General features: G+C 43.1%; 12 protein-coding genes. 3 read left to right on the top strand and 9 right to left on the bottom strand.

The features are described 5' to 3' along the window. Positions 1–25 precede the first annotated feature (25 nt). Positions 26–1,891: a cation:proton antiporter gene (locus VK097_RS08635; protein WP_324211408.1), complete on the bottom strand. Its 1,866-nt coding sequence runs from the start codon at positions 1,889–1,891 to the stop codon at positions 26–28. 544 nt (positions 1,892–2,435) lie between these two features. Between VK097_RS08635 and brnQ the strand changes: the two genes are divergently transcribed. Next, positions 2,436–3,722 carry a branched-chain amino acid transport system II carrier protein gene (gene brnQ / locus VK097_RS08630; RefSeq protein WP_324211407.1) on the top strand — a complete coding sequence of 429 codons (1,287 nt, stop codon included), beginning with the start codon at positions 2,436–2,438 and terminating at the stop codon, positions 3,720–3,722. A gap of 222 nt (positions 3,723–3,944) precedes the next feature. Next, positions 3,945–6,089, top strand: a complete 2,145-nt coding sequence (gene recQ, locus VK097_RS08625) for a DNA helicase RecQ (protein ID WP_324211406.1) — start codon at positions 3,945–3,947, stop codon at positions 6,087–6,089. A gap of 383 nt (positions 6,090–6,472) precedes the next feature. On the opposite strand, the gene VK097_RS08620 is transcribed toward recQ, so the two are convergent. Further along, on the bottom strand, positions 6,473–7,717 hold the full coding sequence (locus tag VK097_RS08620; protein ID WP_324211405.1) for an aminopeptidase: 1,245 nt from the start codon (positions 7,715–7,717) through the stop codon (positions 6,473–6,475). Positions 7,718–7,896: 179 nt separating this feature from the next. On the opposite strand from VK097_RS08620, the gene VK097_RS08615 reads away from it, so the two are divergent. Then, entirely contained in the window at positions 7,897–8,226 is a 330-nt protein-coding gene (locus VK097_RS08615) for a winged helix-turn-helix transcriptional regulator (protein ID WP_324211404.1), read from the top strand. 42 nt (positions 8,227–8,268) lie between these two features. Here VK097_RS08615 and hutH read toward each other — a convergent pair whose 3' ends face one another. The 7 genes from hutH to VK097_RS08580 all read right to left on the bottom strand — a co-directional run bounded on the left by hutH (position 8,269) and on the right by VK097_RS08580 (position 14,005). Continuing rightward, on the bottom strand, positions 8,269–9,741 hold the full coding sequence (gene hutH, locus VK097_RS08610) for a histidine ammonia-lyase (RefSeq protein ID WP_324211403.1): 1,473 nt from the start codon (positions 9,739–9,741) through the stop codon (positions 8,269–8,271). Between the two features lie 227 nt (positions 9,742–9,968). Next, entirely contained in the window at positions 9,969–10,130 is a 162-nt protein-coding gene (locus VK097_RS08605) for a hypothetical protein (protein WP_324211402.1), read from the bottom strand. Positions 10,131–10,211: 81 nt separating this feature from the next. Beyond that, positions 10,212–10,448, bottom strand: a complete 237-nt coding sequence (locus VK097_RS08600; RefSeq protein ID WP_324211401.1) for an immunity protein CdiI family protein — start codon at positions 10,446–10,448, stop codon at positions 10,212–10,214. A gap of 84 nt (positions 10,449–10,532) precedes the next feature. Further along, positions 10,533–11,888 (bottom strand): serine hydrolase domain-containing protein, encoded by a 1,356-nt coding sequence (locus tag VK097_RS08595; protein ID WP_324211400.1) that lies wholly within the window; start codon positions 11,886–11,888, stop codon positions 10,533–10,535. A 329-nt stretch (positions 11,889–12,217) separates the two neighbouring features. Continuing rightward, complete coding sequence (locus VK097_RS08590; RefSeq protein ID WP_324211399.1) at positions 12,218–12,976, bottom strand: class I SAM-dependent methyltransferase; 759 nt, start codon at positions 12,974–12,976, stop codon at positions 12,218–12,220. 88 nt (positions 12,977–13,064) lie between these two features. Next, positions 13,065–13,604 carry a hypothetical protein gene (locus VK097_RS08585; protein WP_324211398.1) on the bottom strand — a complete coding sequence of 180 codons (540 nt, stop codon included), beginning with the start codon at positions 13,602–13,604 and terminating at the stop codon, positions 13,065–13,067. An 86-nt stretch (positions 13,605–13,690) separates the two neighbouring features. Next, on the bottom strand, positions 13,691–14,005 hold the full coding sequence (locus VK097_RS08580; protein ID WP_324211397.1) for a hypothetical protein: 315 nt from the start codon (positions 14,003–14,005) through the stop codon (positions 13,691–13,693). Between the last annotated feature and the right edge of the window lie 594 nt (positions 14,006–14,599).

Below are 14,599 nucleotides of genomic sequence, written 5' to 3'. Positions count from 1 at the left end.
GCCCAACCCGGGCAGCCCTTCTTGCTCATGATTTACTTTTTCCATTACCATTATTGTTCCGCTGGTTCTCCAGTCGTCGCTGGATTTTTTTCTTTTCCTTAACCGGCGGCGTCAAGCTGACAACCGTATCACCAGGTTCCGGTGTCACCCGCCATTCTTCCGAGTAAAACTTCATCCTGCCTGATGGTTTCATGACATAAAGCAATACAGCATCTTCATCTTTCTCGTTTAAATATTGCTTATAGCTGTATTGATTCGTGATGTTGGTCTGACGGAAAATATAATTCTCTCTGGTCTTCTGATTCAGATCCTCCAGGGACAGATCTTGTCTGAACAAAATCCTGCCGCCGACTTTATTGACGATATCACCCATTCCATGAATATCGCGGCTATATGGACTCACCTTGAATACATTTGTTCTGCCGTATTCCGGCATGAATGTCGTACAGACAAGGGCATTGTAAGAGTTATACTCGCTTGCAGCAATCATATACTCGTACGGGATTGTATCAAGACGATATTCTGTCTGCTCTGACAACATCTCCCCATGATAGAATGGAATCGCTGCTTCACGGGCTCTTCGCAATCTTTCCCAGGATGAATCAACAATGATAACCGGTGCCTTTGCTTTTTGCAGTGACCGGGCAAGATTTACCGTGAAATTATTACTTCCGACAATTAGTGTACCCGGCCTGCCTTCCATGGAAAGATGCAGCTTTTTGGCAAGCCAGCCGATCGAAAATCCATGAGCAACAACGGTTGTAAACACGAGCGCGAACGTTATTGTCGTGATGAGCGTTGCGTCCGCATAACCTGCCTCGCTCAATATTGAAGCGAAATACCCGGAAACCGTCAATGCGACAATACCCCTTGGAGCGATCCAGCCCAGCAGCAGTTTTTCATTTAATGCCAGATCCGTTCTGATAGTTGACAGGAATATGGACAGAGGACGGACGATAAACATCATGAGCAGGACATAGCCCATAATATTCGGATCAAATACTTTCAACAGTGTCTCTAATTCCAGTGACGCCGTCAACATAATAAATATTGCCGAAATCAGCAAAATAGACACATTTTCCTTGAAGTGGCGCATGTCTTCAATAGAACTGATGCCCATGTTGGCAAGGGTCATCCCCATAGATGTCACCGCCAGAAGCCCCGTTTCATGGACAATTTCATCTGCAAACGTGAAGCAGCCAATAACTACAGTAAATACGAAAGGCGACTTCAGAAATTCCGGTATATTTCCCGTCTCAAACAGCCAGCCAACTCCTCTGCCGCATGCCCAGCCCAGTATAACGGCAAAGAGTGACGCCGCAAAGAATATGAGCAGTTTTGTACCGTCCTGACTGCCTGCAGTTAAAAACGTGATGATTTCAAAAGCAAAAACAGCAAGCAGCGCACCGATCGGATCAACAATAATCCCTTCCCATTTAAGGATTTTAGCGGGACGCGGCTTCAGTTTCGACTGTCGCAGGAGCGGCATAATGACAGTTGGTCCTGTCACAATAAACAACCCGCCGATAACAAATGCAGCGGCCCAATTCAGACCCGCAATATAGTGGGCTGTCAGCGAGCCAAGAATCCATGACAAAAAAGCTCCTATTGTTGAAATCCGGAAAACCGGCCGTCCAAGACCCCGGATATCTTTGAAGCTCAAATTCAGACTGCCTTCAAAAAGAATGATGGCAACTGCAACTGATATAATCGGATTATATAACTCACCAAAATCTTGCTCCGGATCCATGAGCCCAAAAATAGGCCCGGCAAGCAAACCGGTAATGGACATGATGACAATTGCCGGCATTCTATACCGCCAGGCGACCCACTGGGAACCCATCCCCAAGAGACCGACTAACATAACTTCAAACAAAAGAGATGGAACCATAACTGTCCCCCCTTAAATATATGCTTTCCATAAACAGTCAGAATATATATTCAGTGGGTGTTTTTTCCCGCTGAATCCCAGCTGAACGGATCAAACCTTTACAGGCAGTTGATTCTCCGTTTACATTTTAAAATACTTAGTTACTTTAATACGGGAAAATCACTGCCTGTTGAGTTGAAGGCTGGCAATATGTTTTATAGCGGGATGCCCAGGGAACGGACCGGCCTTTCCAGGCATGATCACCGTTCCCCTTTATCTTTGCTTCTTATAATCTGTGAAGAAGTTCTTCCAGTTAGTGTAGGTAACGTTATTTTAAATGGGCTGAAAGTGAATGTAAACAATTAAATCCGAAAAAAATCTATCCCTTTTTTAAGCAGTTCTCACAAAAACGTCATACTTATTGTGTAAAACGCATTGACAAGCTATTATCTGTCTTGTTAGACTATTTTTGTTTTGTGGCAATTTAAATTATTTTTAACGAATATTTTCTGACTATTTAATCTTTTGCGCCAAATAACAGCACTAATTGAAGGGACTAATATTCATGAAAAAAGACTTTGTGATCATCGGTTTTATGTTATTTGCATTATTTTTTGGTGCAGGCAATCTGATTTATCCGCCAACTCTGGGAATCCAGTCCGGAACATCCTTTTGGGCGGCAATTGCGGGGTTTGTCATAACCGGCGTCGGTCTGCCTGTTCTTGCAGTTGCTGCCGTCTCGTTTGTCAAAGATGATGCAAGAGAACTTGCTGACCGTGTGCATCCATTATTCGGTATAGTTTTCACGTCAATGGTGTATCTTGCTATCGGGCCATTTTTCGGCATTCCCCGTGCAGCCACTGTCGCATTTGAGATGAGCATCGAGCCATTTACCAACGGGGCCGCACTATTATTGTTTCTGTTTACAACGGTTTTTTTCATTCTGGTCTACATTGTCAGCAAAAACCCATCAAAAATGGTTGACCGAATTGGACAGTTTTTGACACCCATATTACTGCTCGCCATTATCATACTTTGCGTCGGGGGGTTCCTTCTGCTCACCTCTGTACCGGAAGCCCCCGGCGAGAAATATATGCAAACGCCATTTTTCTCCGGATTTGTTGAAGGTTATCTGACAATGGATGCGATTGCAGCACTTGCGTTTGGCATTATTGTAGTTGGTGCATTCAAAGACCGAGGCATTTCTTCCAGCCAAGGACTCGTTAAATCAACATTAAAAGCCGGGCTGGTTGCAGGCGCCGGGCTGACAGCTGTCTACACATCCATAGGCTGGATTGGCTCACGAATGGCATCTGAAGGCAGCTTTTCCAATGGCGGGGCTATTTTATCAGGTGCGGCTGATATTATGTTCGGAACTTTTGGTGCGCTATTGCTGGGAATTATTGTTGCTCTGGCCTGTTTTACAACGTCGGTCGGTCTTGTCGTAGCATGCGGGCAGTTTTTCCATAAACTGAGCGGCGTTTCATACAAATGGATAATTGCATTGGTCACACTCGCCAGCTACCTGATTGCCAACCAGGGATTAAATACGATTATAAGTGTCTCTGTTCCAGTACTGACATTCATTTACCCGATAGCGATTGTACTGATCATCCTGACATTTTTGCATAAATTCTTTGGCGGGGCACAAGCCGTATACCGGGGCGCCATTCTCTTGACAGCCGTTATAGCATTATATGATGGCCTTGTGGAATTTGGTGTCAAGATGCCTGCTGTCACTTCAATCATGTCGAATCTGCCGTTTTTCACACTTGGACTTGGCTGGCTTATCCCGGCAATCGCCGGGGGTGTGATAGGATATCTGTTCAGAGGCAAGTCTTCCGCTGTCTAACGTTTGACCTTTAAAATTTGCCGACTTATTTGCCTTCAAAATATGTTAGGATAGGTGAAGTGAAACTTCATTCAGCGGGGGGGGGGTTTCCCGCTGAATGTTAGTTGAACAGAATCGGATATTAACGGTCCACCGCCTGCAACACTGTATCTGCTTAAGTCATTTAAGCGGAGAATTACTAACCGTTACATCCGAGGTAAAGGGCAAAGGAGAATCGGAATCATGACAAATGCTGAGCAGATTCTGCAGACATATTTTGGCTATGATACATTTCGTGCCGGACAGAAACAGACAATAGATAACATCATGAGCGGCGATAACACACTGGCAGTCATGCCGACAGGCGGCGGAAAATCATTGTGCTACCAGATCCCCGGCATGGCCTTGGATGGTGTCGCTATCATTATCTCTCCGCTTATTTCACTCATGAAAGACCAGGTGGATGCGCTTCAGGCTTTAGGGATTCCGGCTACCTACATAAACAGTTCATTAACAACCGGCGAACAACAAACACGCCTTCGCGATATCGAGGCAGGCAACTGCAAATTTGTTTATGTCGCACCTGAACGTTTTGAATCATCTGTGTTTATTTCCGCGATACGGCGAATTCGGATTGCTCTGGTGGCATTTGATGAAGCACATTGTATTTCCCAATGGGGACATGACTTCAGACCAAGCTACCGTTCAATTATCCCCAACTTAAAGCAGCTCCCGGACATTCCGGTTACCGTCGCTTTGACAGCCACCGCGACCGAAGAAGTGATGGCTGATATCCAGGCACTGTTACATATCGGAAAACATAACGTGGTCAAGACCGGTTTTGAACGGGAAAACCTTTCCTTTCATGTGGTAAAAGGCAAAGATAAAGCAACATATATCCGTTCGTTTATGAAGGAACACCAGGATGAATCCGGCATTATTTATACAGCAACGCGCAAGCAGGCTGACAGACTGTTTGAACAACTGACCAAACGCGGGGTTCCGGCGGCCAAATACCATGCCGGACTTACGGAAGATGAGCGGAAACAGGCTCAGGCATCGTTTATTCATGACGAAAAAACAGTCATGATCGCAACGAATGCATTTGGCATGGGCATCGATAAATCAAATGTGCGGTTTATCATTCATTATGCCATGCCAATGACAATCGAAGCGTACTATCAGGAAGCGGGCAGAGCTGGACGCGACGGCGAGCATAGTGATTGCATTCTGCTGTTCTCACCCCAGGATGTCCAACTGCAGAAATTTTTAATCGAACAATCATTAATCGATGAGAATGCCAAACAAAATGAATACCGGAAACTGCAGGCGATGATCAACTATTGTCATACGCATGGCTGTCTGACATCGTATATTCTTGAATATTTTAATGATGACGACAGAACCGGAAGCACTTGCGGACGATGCAGCAATTGCCTTTACCGCCATGAACGGATTGATATCACAGAAGAAGCACAAATGATTCTGTCATGTGTCAAACGGATGGGCGAACGGTTCGGGGTAAGCTTGACAGCTAAAGTGCTCAAAGGATCCAAAGATAGCCGCTTGCATCAATTCCGCCTGCACACGATTTCCACTTATGGCATCCTGTCCGCCTATACAGAAAAAGAACTCACGGAACGCATTCAGTTTCTGGTTGCCGAACAATTACTCGCTACACAGGACGGGAAATTCCCGACGTTACGGCTGAACCAAAATTCGGTCGATGTGCTGAAAGGAAAGCGGACTGTCTGGATATATACAGCACCTATTCCATCGAATGAAACAGTGGATTACCACGAGGATTTGTTCAGTGCATTGCGCGAATTACGGAAACGAATGGCGGACGAACAAGACGTCCCTCCATACGTGCTGTTTTCCGATGCCACATTAAAAGAACTCAGCCGTTATTTCCCGGAAACGAAAGAAGATATGCTGTCAATTAAAGGTATCGGCGAAAAGAAATACGATCAATACGGTAAAGCATTCCTGACGACAGTAAAAGAATGGCTCAGGGAAAATCCAGATGTGTCAAGGCCTGTTAAAATTGCAGGTGCTGCACCTGTTCCCAAAAAGAAAGAGCAAGCTGATGACCGGCCGAGCCATACGATCAGCTATACGATGTTCCAGTCAGGCAAATCGATCAAAGATATTGCCCTCATCCGGGAACTGACTTCGCAAACCGTTGAAGGGCATATTTTTAAGGCGTTTAAGGACGGGCACCCGCTTGCATGGGGTATATTTTTCAATGAGGAGGAAGAAACGGCAATCTTGGCTGCACGGGATGAACTGGAAGAAACGCGGTTGAAACCTCTGAAAGAATCATTGCCGGATGAATACGATTATACAACGATTAAAGCTGTCCTGGTGAAAAATGAGCTGATATGAAACTTATAAGTAAAAGGTGTCAGGTTTATTGATGGAACCTGACACCTTTTTGGGTTAAGGCTGCAGATTAAAATAAGTTACAGCAAACGATTTGGCTTAAAACTCGGTCGTTTTCGTGCCGCTCGTACGTATTGGTGCTACCCTCGCACAAACTTGGATGATCCCGATCCCGCATCGGTTTTTGCTGTTCCTGCATCGGTTTGGGATGCTATCGCACAAGTTTGTCCTGTTCTCGCACAAGTTTGGGATACTCTTGCACGAGTTCATCCTGTTCTCGCACAAGTTTGGGATACTCTCGCACGAGTTCATCCTGTTTTCGCACAAGTTTGCACTGTTCTCGCACGAGTCCATGCCACCTGCTCCAATATTTCAGTTCAGACCGACTATTCCCCTTTCACATTCAGCGCCCATGTGCCATTCCGGAATACCGCTTCCGTTGTGCCGTCTTCCAGAACGCCATCAATATCCAAATTCTCGGAGCCGATCATGAAATCGACGTGAGTCAGGCTGTCATTCACACCGTGCTTATCAAGCTCTGCTTCATCCATGGCAGCGCCGCCTTCCAGATTGGTAGGATAGGCTTTTCCCAATGCGATGTGGCATGATGCATTTTCATCAAACAGGGTGTTGTAAAAAATCAGCCCTGACTGGGAGACAGGTGATTCATGCGGTACAAGTGCCACCTCGCCCAGACGGCTTGCACCCTTATCTGTTTCCAGCAGATGTTTAAGCGTTTCCTCACCTTGCTCAGCTCTGTAATCAACCACTTTCCCGTCCTTGAACGTCAGACTGAAATTATCAATCAGGCTGCCGCCATAGTTAAGCGGCTTTGTACTTGCTACCGTTCCATTCACATGATACTTATGCGGCAGCGAGAAAACCTCTTCGGTCGGCATATTCGGATTGAAAGTTATCCCCCGTTCGGAAACTGCCGAACCGCCTTTCCAGATATGGCCTTTCGGAAGCCCGATTTCAAGATCAGTGCCAGGCGCTTTATAGATCAGTTTCGTATACTTTTTACGATTCAATAGTTCCCTCGCCGTTTTCAGTGTTTCATTATGGGCTTCCCATGCCGCAATCGGGTCGTCCTGATCAACGCGGACAATTTTGACGATTGCTTCCCATAAGTTCGCCACGGCGTCCTCGCGTAATTTATCCGGGAAAACTTTCTGAGCCCAGTCACCGGTCGGGATGGAGACTATTGACCATGTAATCCGATCATTCATCGTATACTGGCGAAAGTTTTTCATAGCCTGTGCCGATGATTTATTCGCCATCGCCACTCGTGATGAATCAATATCTTTTAACAAATCCGGGTTGGTTGAACGGATCGACAGCACAGCTGCCCCTTCCTCAGCATACGATTCATACAGCTTAATCCGCCATTCCGGGAAATTTTCGATGACCTCATCCGGTGCATTTTCATATTTCAGCAAGGTCAACTCATCATCCGTCCAGTTGATATGTACATCCTTGGCTCCCATTTCATATGCTTTCCGGGCAACGATTCGGGTAAAATCCGCACCCTCTATTGGCGCATTGACCATCAGCGCCTGACCTTTTTGTAAATTAACACCTGTCTGCAATGCTAACTCAGCATATTTTTCCTTCGTTTCTTGATCAGCCATTTAAGTTACCTCCAAAAAAGTTGTTTATGTGTTATTATTTCACAAATGCTAATAATCACCAAATAATTGAGCATATTCAGTGCGAAATATTGAATTTACCAAATGCGATGACTGTGTTACAATTGAATTAGGTTACTTTTCGTAATCATATTATTATCAATCAGAGAGAGGTGAACCTCATGGCTGATTTATGTCCGCGCTTTGAAGGTGCAATGGGAATTATCAGTAAACGCTGGGTCGGCTTGATATTGTTTGAGCTTTTGAATGGCGCAAAACGTTTTTCCGAGATGGAAACAGATTTGCCTATAAGTGGACGATTGCTCTCTGATCGACTGAAAATGCTTGAAAAAGAAGGTATTGTTGAACGCAATATATACTCCGAATATCCAGTCCGCATTGAGTATTCCTTATCCGAAAAAGGAAAGGCTTTGAAACCTGTTATTCAGGAAATCCAAAATTGGGCAGATAGCTGGATGCCATCTGTTAATACTGAAAAGTCAAAAGCATGATTTGTGAGCCTGTGTGACGGGCTCTTTTTTATCCTGCCTTTTTTATTTCAGCCAGTTTGCCATGTTTTTTATATCTTCAGCAAATACTCTGTCCTCTGAAATCATTGGTACAATCTTGCGTGCACTGTCGTGAAATTGCTTCGTACGCACAGCCATTTTATCAGTGCCCCGATATTCAACCGCCTGCATGGCACATATCAGTTCAATGGCAATCACATGGCGTGCATTGCCGAGCATTTGCAGTGCATGGCGTGCCGCAATCGTCCCCATGCTGACATGGTCCTCCTGGTTTGCTGATGACGGAATCGAATCAACACTCGCCGGGTGTGCCAGCGTTTTATTTTCCGAAACGAGCGATGCAGCAGTATACTGCATAATCATCGCACCGGACTCAAGGCCGGGTTTCGGACTGAGAAAAGGCGGCAAATCGTTCAGCTGCGGATTGACAAGGCGCTCAACCCTGCGTTCGGAAATATTGGCCATCTCCGCAATCCCCAGTTTTAAAAAGTCCATTGCAAATGCAATTGGTTCACCATGGAAATTCCCGCCGGAGACTGCTTTATCCGTCTCGGAAAAAATCAGCGGATTATCAGTGACAGCGTTCATTTCGGTTTCCAGCTTCTCCTTAACATAATTTAATGTTTGCCATGACGCCCCCAGGACCTGAGGAATACACCTTAACGAATAGGCATCCTGAACCCTTTTTTCCCCTTGCCGTGTGGTAAATTGGCTATCCTCCAGGGTTTCACGGATATATGCAGCTACATCGATTTGTTCCTGATGGCCGCGCAGCCGATGCACATCATGATCAAAAGCATCTATAATTCCGTACAGCCCTTCCAGTGTCATCGACGCGATCAGTTCACTCTGATAAAGCAGCTTTTCCATCTCCAGACATGTGATAACACCCACTGCCGTCATAGCTTGAGTACCGTTAATCAGGGCGAGACCTTCCTTCGCCTTCAATGTAATTGGCTCCAGCGATACATCAACGAGCGCCTCAGATGCAGACATTCGCTTCTCTTGATAAACAACATCGCCTTCCCCGAGCAGCGGCAAAGCGAGATGGGCCAGTGGCGCCAAATCACCGCTTGCGCCCAATGAACCCTGCTGCGGGACAACCGGGTGAATACCGGCATTGAGCAGTGCCAGCATTTGTCTGATCAGGACCGGACGCACACCTGAATATCCTCTTAAAAGTGCATTGGCACGGAGCAGCAGCATTGCCCGGCTGACTTTTTCGGAAAATGGCTCCCCAACGCCACATGCATGAGAATGAATCAGATTCAGCTGCAATGTTTCAAGATCTGTTTCATCAATAATCACATCACTGAATTTCCCAAATCCTGTATTGATGCCGTACATCGTTTTCCTTTTTTGAACCATTGTCTCGACCGTTTCCCTGCTCTTCATCACCGTCCGTTCCGTTTCCTCTGACAGGTCAACGGTTTCCTGGTCATCCACAACACGTCTCACTTCATCCAGTGTCAGCGTTTCGCCTGTTAAAATAACCATTCTTTCCCTCCGTATTATTGCGTTAGTATGTTAAAGTGCACAAAAAAAGAGGCGATGGCTGTTAAACCATGCCTCTTTCGTTTTGGCCGCCTGCACATAGACAAATCATCATTCCAGCACCTCAAATGGTATGAATATATCTGTTTTTATGGTAAGCGTTTTCAACTAAAAATGCAAGACAAAATAGCCCTTCGTATTAGTAATATTGGACGCAGAATTGTTCCAGATTAACGCGCACGTTTGTTTAGTACAGGATTTTCCTGTTTCATAAAAAATAAGCCCATCTGCAATATCATCAGGGCTTTTATTGCTACAAAAGAATCTGATTTTTCACCAAGAAATAATATATCAAGACTATACGGATAAGCGCCTGATAATTGAACAAACATTGATAAACCAAAGCCACCCTCCGCCTTAGTTATCATTCAAAGTGATGTATGTACATAATTTAACTAGTATCCATCTCCGAGCTAGAATTTTAATTTTTGATACAAACTCAATCCTTTTTCATCGTAAGGTTTAACTAATATTGCAGTATCACGCTTTGTTTTTTTGCCGTAATCAGTCTGTTCTAAAATTTTTCCATACTCAATGACCCAATTCATTAACTCAGATTTCAATTCATGAGAAAGAGGAAAATCATCAATATCAAGGTTACAGCCACACTTTGAACACCACCGAGGACCAGCACGATGGCCAGCTTCCATCTTAATCCCTTATTAGGGAAAAACACCCGGTTATGAAATCTTGGCTATTCGACGGCTTGTAATCCTGGACAACTTTTCTAAAAACTATTCATTTTTTACAAGTTGTCTAAGTCCAAAATGAAGGCGACCGTCTGTAAATTGAAGCAAGTACTCGGTACCATGCATTGTAACTGTGACATCCTGGCGACCGACGGCACGGGTTGGCATTTCAGTTCCTTGGATCTCCACAAAAATTGCCGCATCTTTTTCATAGACTTTAATCGTCTGCCCTTCATTAGATTGATAGACGCCGGTAATTGCTTGACGATCAGCTTCAGAAAGTGTGTAATTGTCATATTTGATGGCCGCTTTGTCAGGGTCAATACCCATATCGCTTTGCACGGCTCCTTTTAAAAGAGCTTCTGCAGGTGCACCCGCAATGTTCGTTAGGCAGATGGCTCCAATGCTTCTCTCAGGCAATACTGCGAATTGCGCCGTTACTCCTTTAATTCCTCCACCGTGTTCAATGAGCGTTGTGCCAAAAAAGTCAGGTGTGATGATAACACCATAACCATAATGCCGACCAGGCTCAATTTCAATATATTGGGAAGTGAGTGCAGTAAGGCTTTTTGCAGTTAAAATACCATTGCCGTCATTTAAAAAGACATTACTAAAGCGAAGCATATCATTGGCGGTTGATTTTACATAACCGGCTGCCCACATCGGTGGCGCATCCCACCATTCAGGTGAGTGTTCGATGGCTGGCGTTTCAGCGGTTGGATCAATGCTGTACAGACGCGCCGCCCGCTCATCCAATTGATTGGGATTAAAGAAACTATTTTTCATCCCGAGGGGTGCAAAGATGTTCTTCTCTATATAACGTTCATACAGCTGCCCACTGACACGTTCAATAATGATGCCAAGGAGGGCATAGCCGTCGTTTGAATAACTGAATGATTTCCCAGGACTATCAAGGGGAACGATTTGAATTGCATTTAAATAGTTTATGAGATCGTCATAAGTATCTATGCTGTCTTGCTCTCGGTCAAGGGGAACGCCCATTTTAATTTGCAGATCGAATGAACCATCCCTTTCCATTGTTTGCTTATTAGCGTAAAAAAGTGTATTTAACGGGGGGATGCCGGAAGTATGAGTCATCAGATGATGAAGTGTAATATCTTCACTCCCTTTGAACGTAATCTCGGGCAGATATGTTTTAATGGGGTCATGGACGGATAGTTCGCCCTCTTCTTGTAACTGAAGGATCGCGATACAAGTCATTGACTTTGTAATACTTCCAATACCAAAGATGGTGTCAGCCGTTACGGGCAATTTATTTTCCCTATCTCGGTAGCCGAATCCTTTTTCATAACGTTGATTGTTCAATGAAACCATTGCACCTGGAGTTTGATGGGTATTTATGAGTGATTCAGCAAACTTTTCGTACGTTTTTTTATCCACAATAACGCCTCCCTTTAGTTTAAATAATTATACGTTTTTGGCGGTCAAATGGTTTCACTAAATGGCCTTTAGACGTAAAAATGGCGTATGGTCTTATTCCGTTCTCGTACCCGATCGTATTGCTGAGAGACACTCATATAAGCCTAATCGAAATGCCTTTTTAGTTTATAAGTAATTTTCTTATCAAACATCCTACACCCGTTTACTTGAAAAATGCGTTGCATCGGAGTATTTTTTTGTCCCGTTGCGCCAACATAGTAGTTGGCACCCATTCCTTTAAGAATCTGTAAAGAAAGTTTATTCCTGATTAGCACCCGATAACGGTAGAATTATTTATAAGCAACGGCTTCAAATGTTATTATCTGGGTTGAATTTGCAGGATATTTTCCATGCTTGTAGTCTGATGAGATAATTATATCTTCAAAACCAATCTGTTCAAGGATTGTTTTAAACTCTTCAATCCCATACCAACGAAGTGGAAATCGTTCTAGTTCTGTCTGTGTTAATTCGCCGTTACTCCATTTTTCGTATCGGTTATGAGATATTGTATATTGACTGATATAATCGACTTCGGCTATCTTACTTTCCAATGTGATTATCCCACCACTCTGAGTTTCCCAAGTTTTTGTCAATACATCACCAACCGTCAAGTCAGTTTGCAAAAAGATGTCTATGATGAGCTTGCCTCCGTTAGAAAGATGGTTATAGAAATTTCTTAAAGCATTAAGAGAATCTTTCCTCTTATGTAGCAGCAAAAATGTCCCAGTTGGCACAATGATCGCTTCATATTCCGTTTCCAATGAAACTGATTCCATTTTTCCTTCAAAAATTTTTGGATTCAACCCTCTTTTTTCACAATTATTCCGGCATATTTTTAACATTTCATCGGATACATCAAAGCCATCAACTTTTAAACCTTTTTCTAATAGTGGAATAAGAATGCGACCCGTACCTACTCCTGGTTCAAGAATATTACCTGTACAAGAAGCTAATCTGTCGCTATAAAATTCCACATCTCCAAATGAAAGACCGACATATTTGTCTATGTCATATACCTCCGAAGAGATCTTACTATAATAATCCAACATATACTTGTCTCCTTCTTTCGTTTAGTTCAGTAATCAAAATTCCTGCGATTTTTAACTCAATGCTCAGTTAGTTAAATTAATATAACGGTTAACTTTCGGAAAGTGCTTTTAATAAACCACCATCAGAGTAAAGCTTAAATTCTTTGATTTTTCCTTCTTCCGAAAAATTAGTTTGACCTTTTAGTTCGTAAACTTGTGCTTCGCTGCCTTCTTCCTTATACTCTACATTTGCAATAAAGTCATAGATGATTTCATCTGATTTTTTTTGCTTCATATCTATGTTATCAACTTTCATTTCATCGTTTTCTTTTGCTTGGTAACTAAAAACAAATTTTCCAACGTATTCATTGTACATCTCTTCAGTGAAATGGGACTGGTACATTTCCTCTAAATACAAATCCAGATCAGTTGGCGATTCCGGTTTTTTTGTTTCACCATTCTTTCCAATAACAGTAAGGTTTTCCGGGTCACCTGACAATCTATTTAATTCTTGATCTGGCCCCGCGAAAGTACTTTCTATAACAGTTTTCAAAGTATTTAAGTTCCCATCTTGTGAATTAGGATTAGATTCTGAGCCATCGCTGTTTGATGAGCAACCTGCAATAAATAGGAAAGCTCCTAATATCAAAAATGGAATAACAAGTCGATAAACTGTTTTAATTTGTTTTATTTCGATTCGGTCACCTCCAATAATATACGATTTAACACTAAGTTTTATAAGTATAAGATAACCATAGCGATTAAGCTGATAATAGTATAAAGAACAGAACCATAGAACACGACACCAACATTTGCCCTCAATTCGTTATTTTCTTTCTGGATTTTCCATCCAGACTCGCTTGCCTCCAAAGTCGCTCCTTTAGATAAGGCACCCCCACTACTATTAAAAAAGAAAAGTACAACCGATAAGGTCAGACCAATGAAAAAACTCCACTGACCATATGAAAAAGTAAAAATAATACTTGCAATCCACACAACTATAGCAATTATTATTGAAGATAATATTGACCGGCCAATAATTTTTTTCATTGATCGTCTCCTCCTTAACAATTTTTTACGCATCTATTACTGATTAAGTTCCATACCTTGTGGTTTCACAAGGAAGTATTAAATTATCTGGCCCGATTATCGTACACGTTTAAAAATACGTTAAACTATTTCATCACAATCTTTAGATTTATTTTAACATAAATATTCAGAATAATACCTGGTTAGTCAATATCTTAAAAATGTATCTCTCAAGGTACTTTTAAAAAGTAACTTTGACCCGTTTTAGCTTTTTAGAGCAATGACAAAATTGTAAATCGTTCATTTGAACGTTGTCGTGTCAGTAAAAATAGCGTACTAAATTTTATATGATTTAGCACGCTAAATATAATGTGATTTTATATAAGTGAACTACTTTTCGACCTGACAAAAAACTGTCCGCTCCTCGTGAACGAACATTTTACACATTAATCTGTCCCATTCCATGGGTAATCGGTACCGAACGTTGCGGCCATTTCCTTGGAATGCTTCCGGCGCTTCTTCCGCTGAGCTGCGCGTTCGGGCGCTGATTCGTGCAATTCTTTCTCCTGAGCCGAAACCGGATAAACCTGTGGAACAGGGACTGGTTTTCCGTCA

It is taken from the genome of Lentibacillus sp. (assembly GCF_035301675.1).
Taxonomy (GTDB): domain Bacteria; phylum Bacillota; class Bacilli; order Bacillales; family Amphibacillaceae; genus Lentibacillus.
This window is presented reverse-complemented; position numbering and strand designations above follow the sequence as displayed.

Excerpts from the sequence above, each read along its gene's own strand:
- VK097_RS08605 (WP_324211402.1), bottom strand. The coding sequence starts at position 10,130 with ATGTTTGTTCAATTATCAGGCGCTTATCCGTATAGTCTTGATATATTA.
- VK097_RS08600 (WP_324211401.1), bottom strand. The coding sequence starts at position 10,448 with ATGGAAGCTGGCCATCGTGCTGGTCCTCGGTGGTGTTCAAAGTGTGGC.
- VK097_RS08615 (WP_324211404.1), top strand. The coding sequence starts at position 7,897 with ATGGCTGATTTATGTCCGCGCTTTGAAGGTGCAATGGGAATTATCAGT.
- hutH (WP_324211403.1), bottom strand. The coding sequence starts at position 9,741 with ATGGTTATTTTAACAGGCGAAACGCTGACACTGGATGAAGTGAGACGT.
- VK097_RS08635 (WP_324211408.1), bottom strand. The coding sequence starts at position 1,891 with ATGGTTCCATCTCTTTTGTTTGAAGTTATGTTAGTCGGTCTCTTGGGG.
- recQ (WP_324211406.1), top strand. The coding sequence starts at position 3,945 with ATGACAAATGCTGAGCAGATTCTGCAGACATATTTTGGCTATGATACA.
- VK097_RS08620 (WP_324211405.1), bottom strand. The coding sequence starts at position 7,717 with ATGGCTGATCAAGAAACGAAGGAAAAATATGCTGAGTTAGCATTGCAG.
- VK097_RS08580 (WP_324211397.1), bottom strand. The coding sequence starts at position 14,005 with ATGAAAAAAATTATTGGCCGGTCAATATTATCTTCAATAATAATTGCT.
- brnQ (WP_324211407.1), top strand. The coding sequence starts at position 2,436 with ATGAAAAAAGACTTTGTGATCATCGGTTTTATGTTATTTGCATTATTT.
- VK097_RS08590 (WP_324211399.1), bottom strand. The coding sequence starts at position 12,976 with ATGTTGGATTATTATAGTAAGATCTCTTCGGAGGTATATGACATAGAC.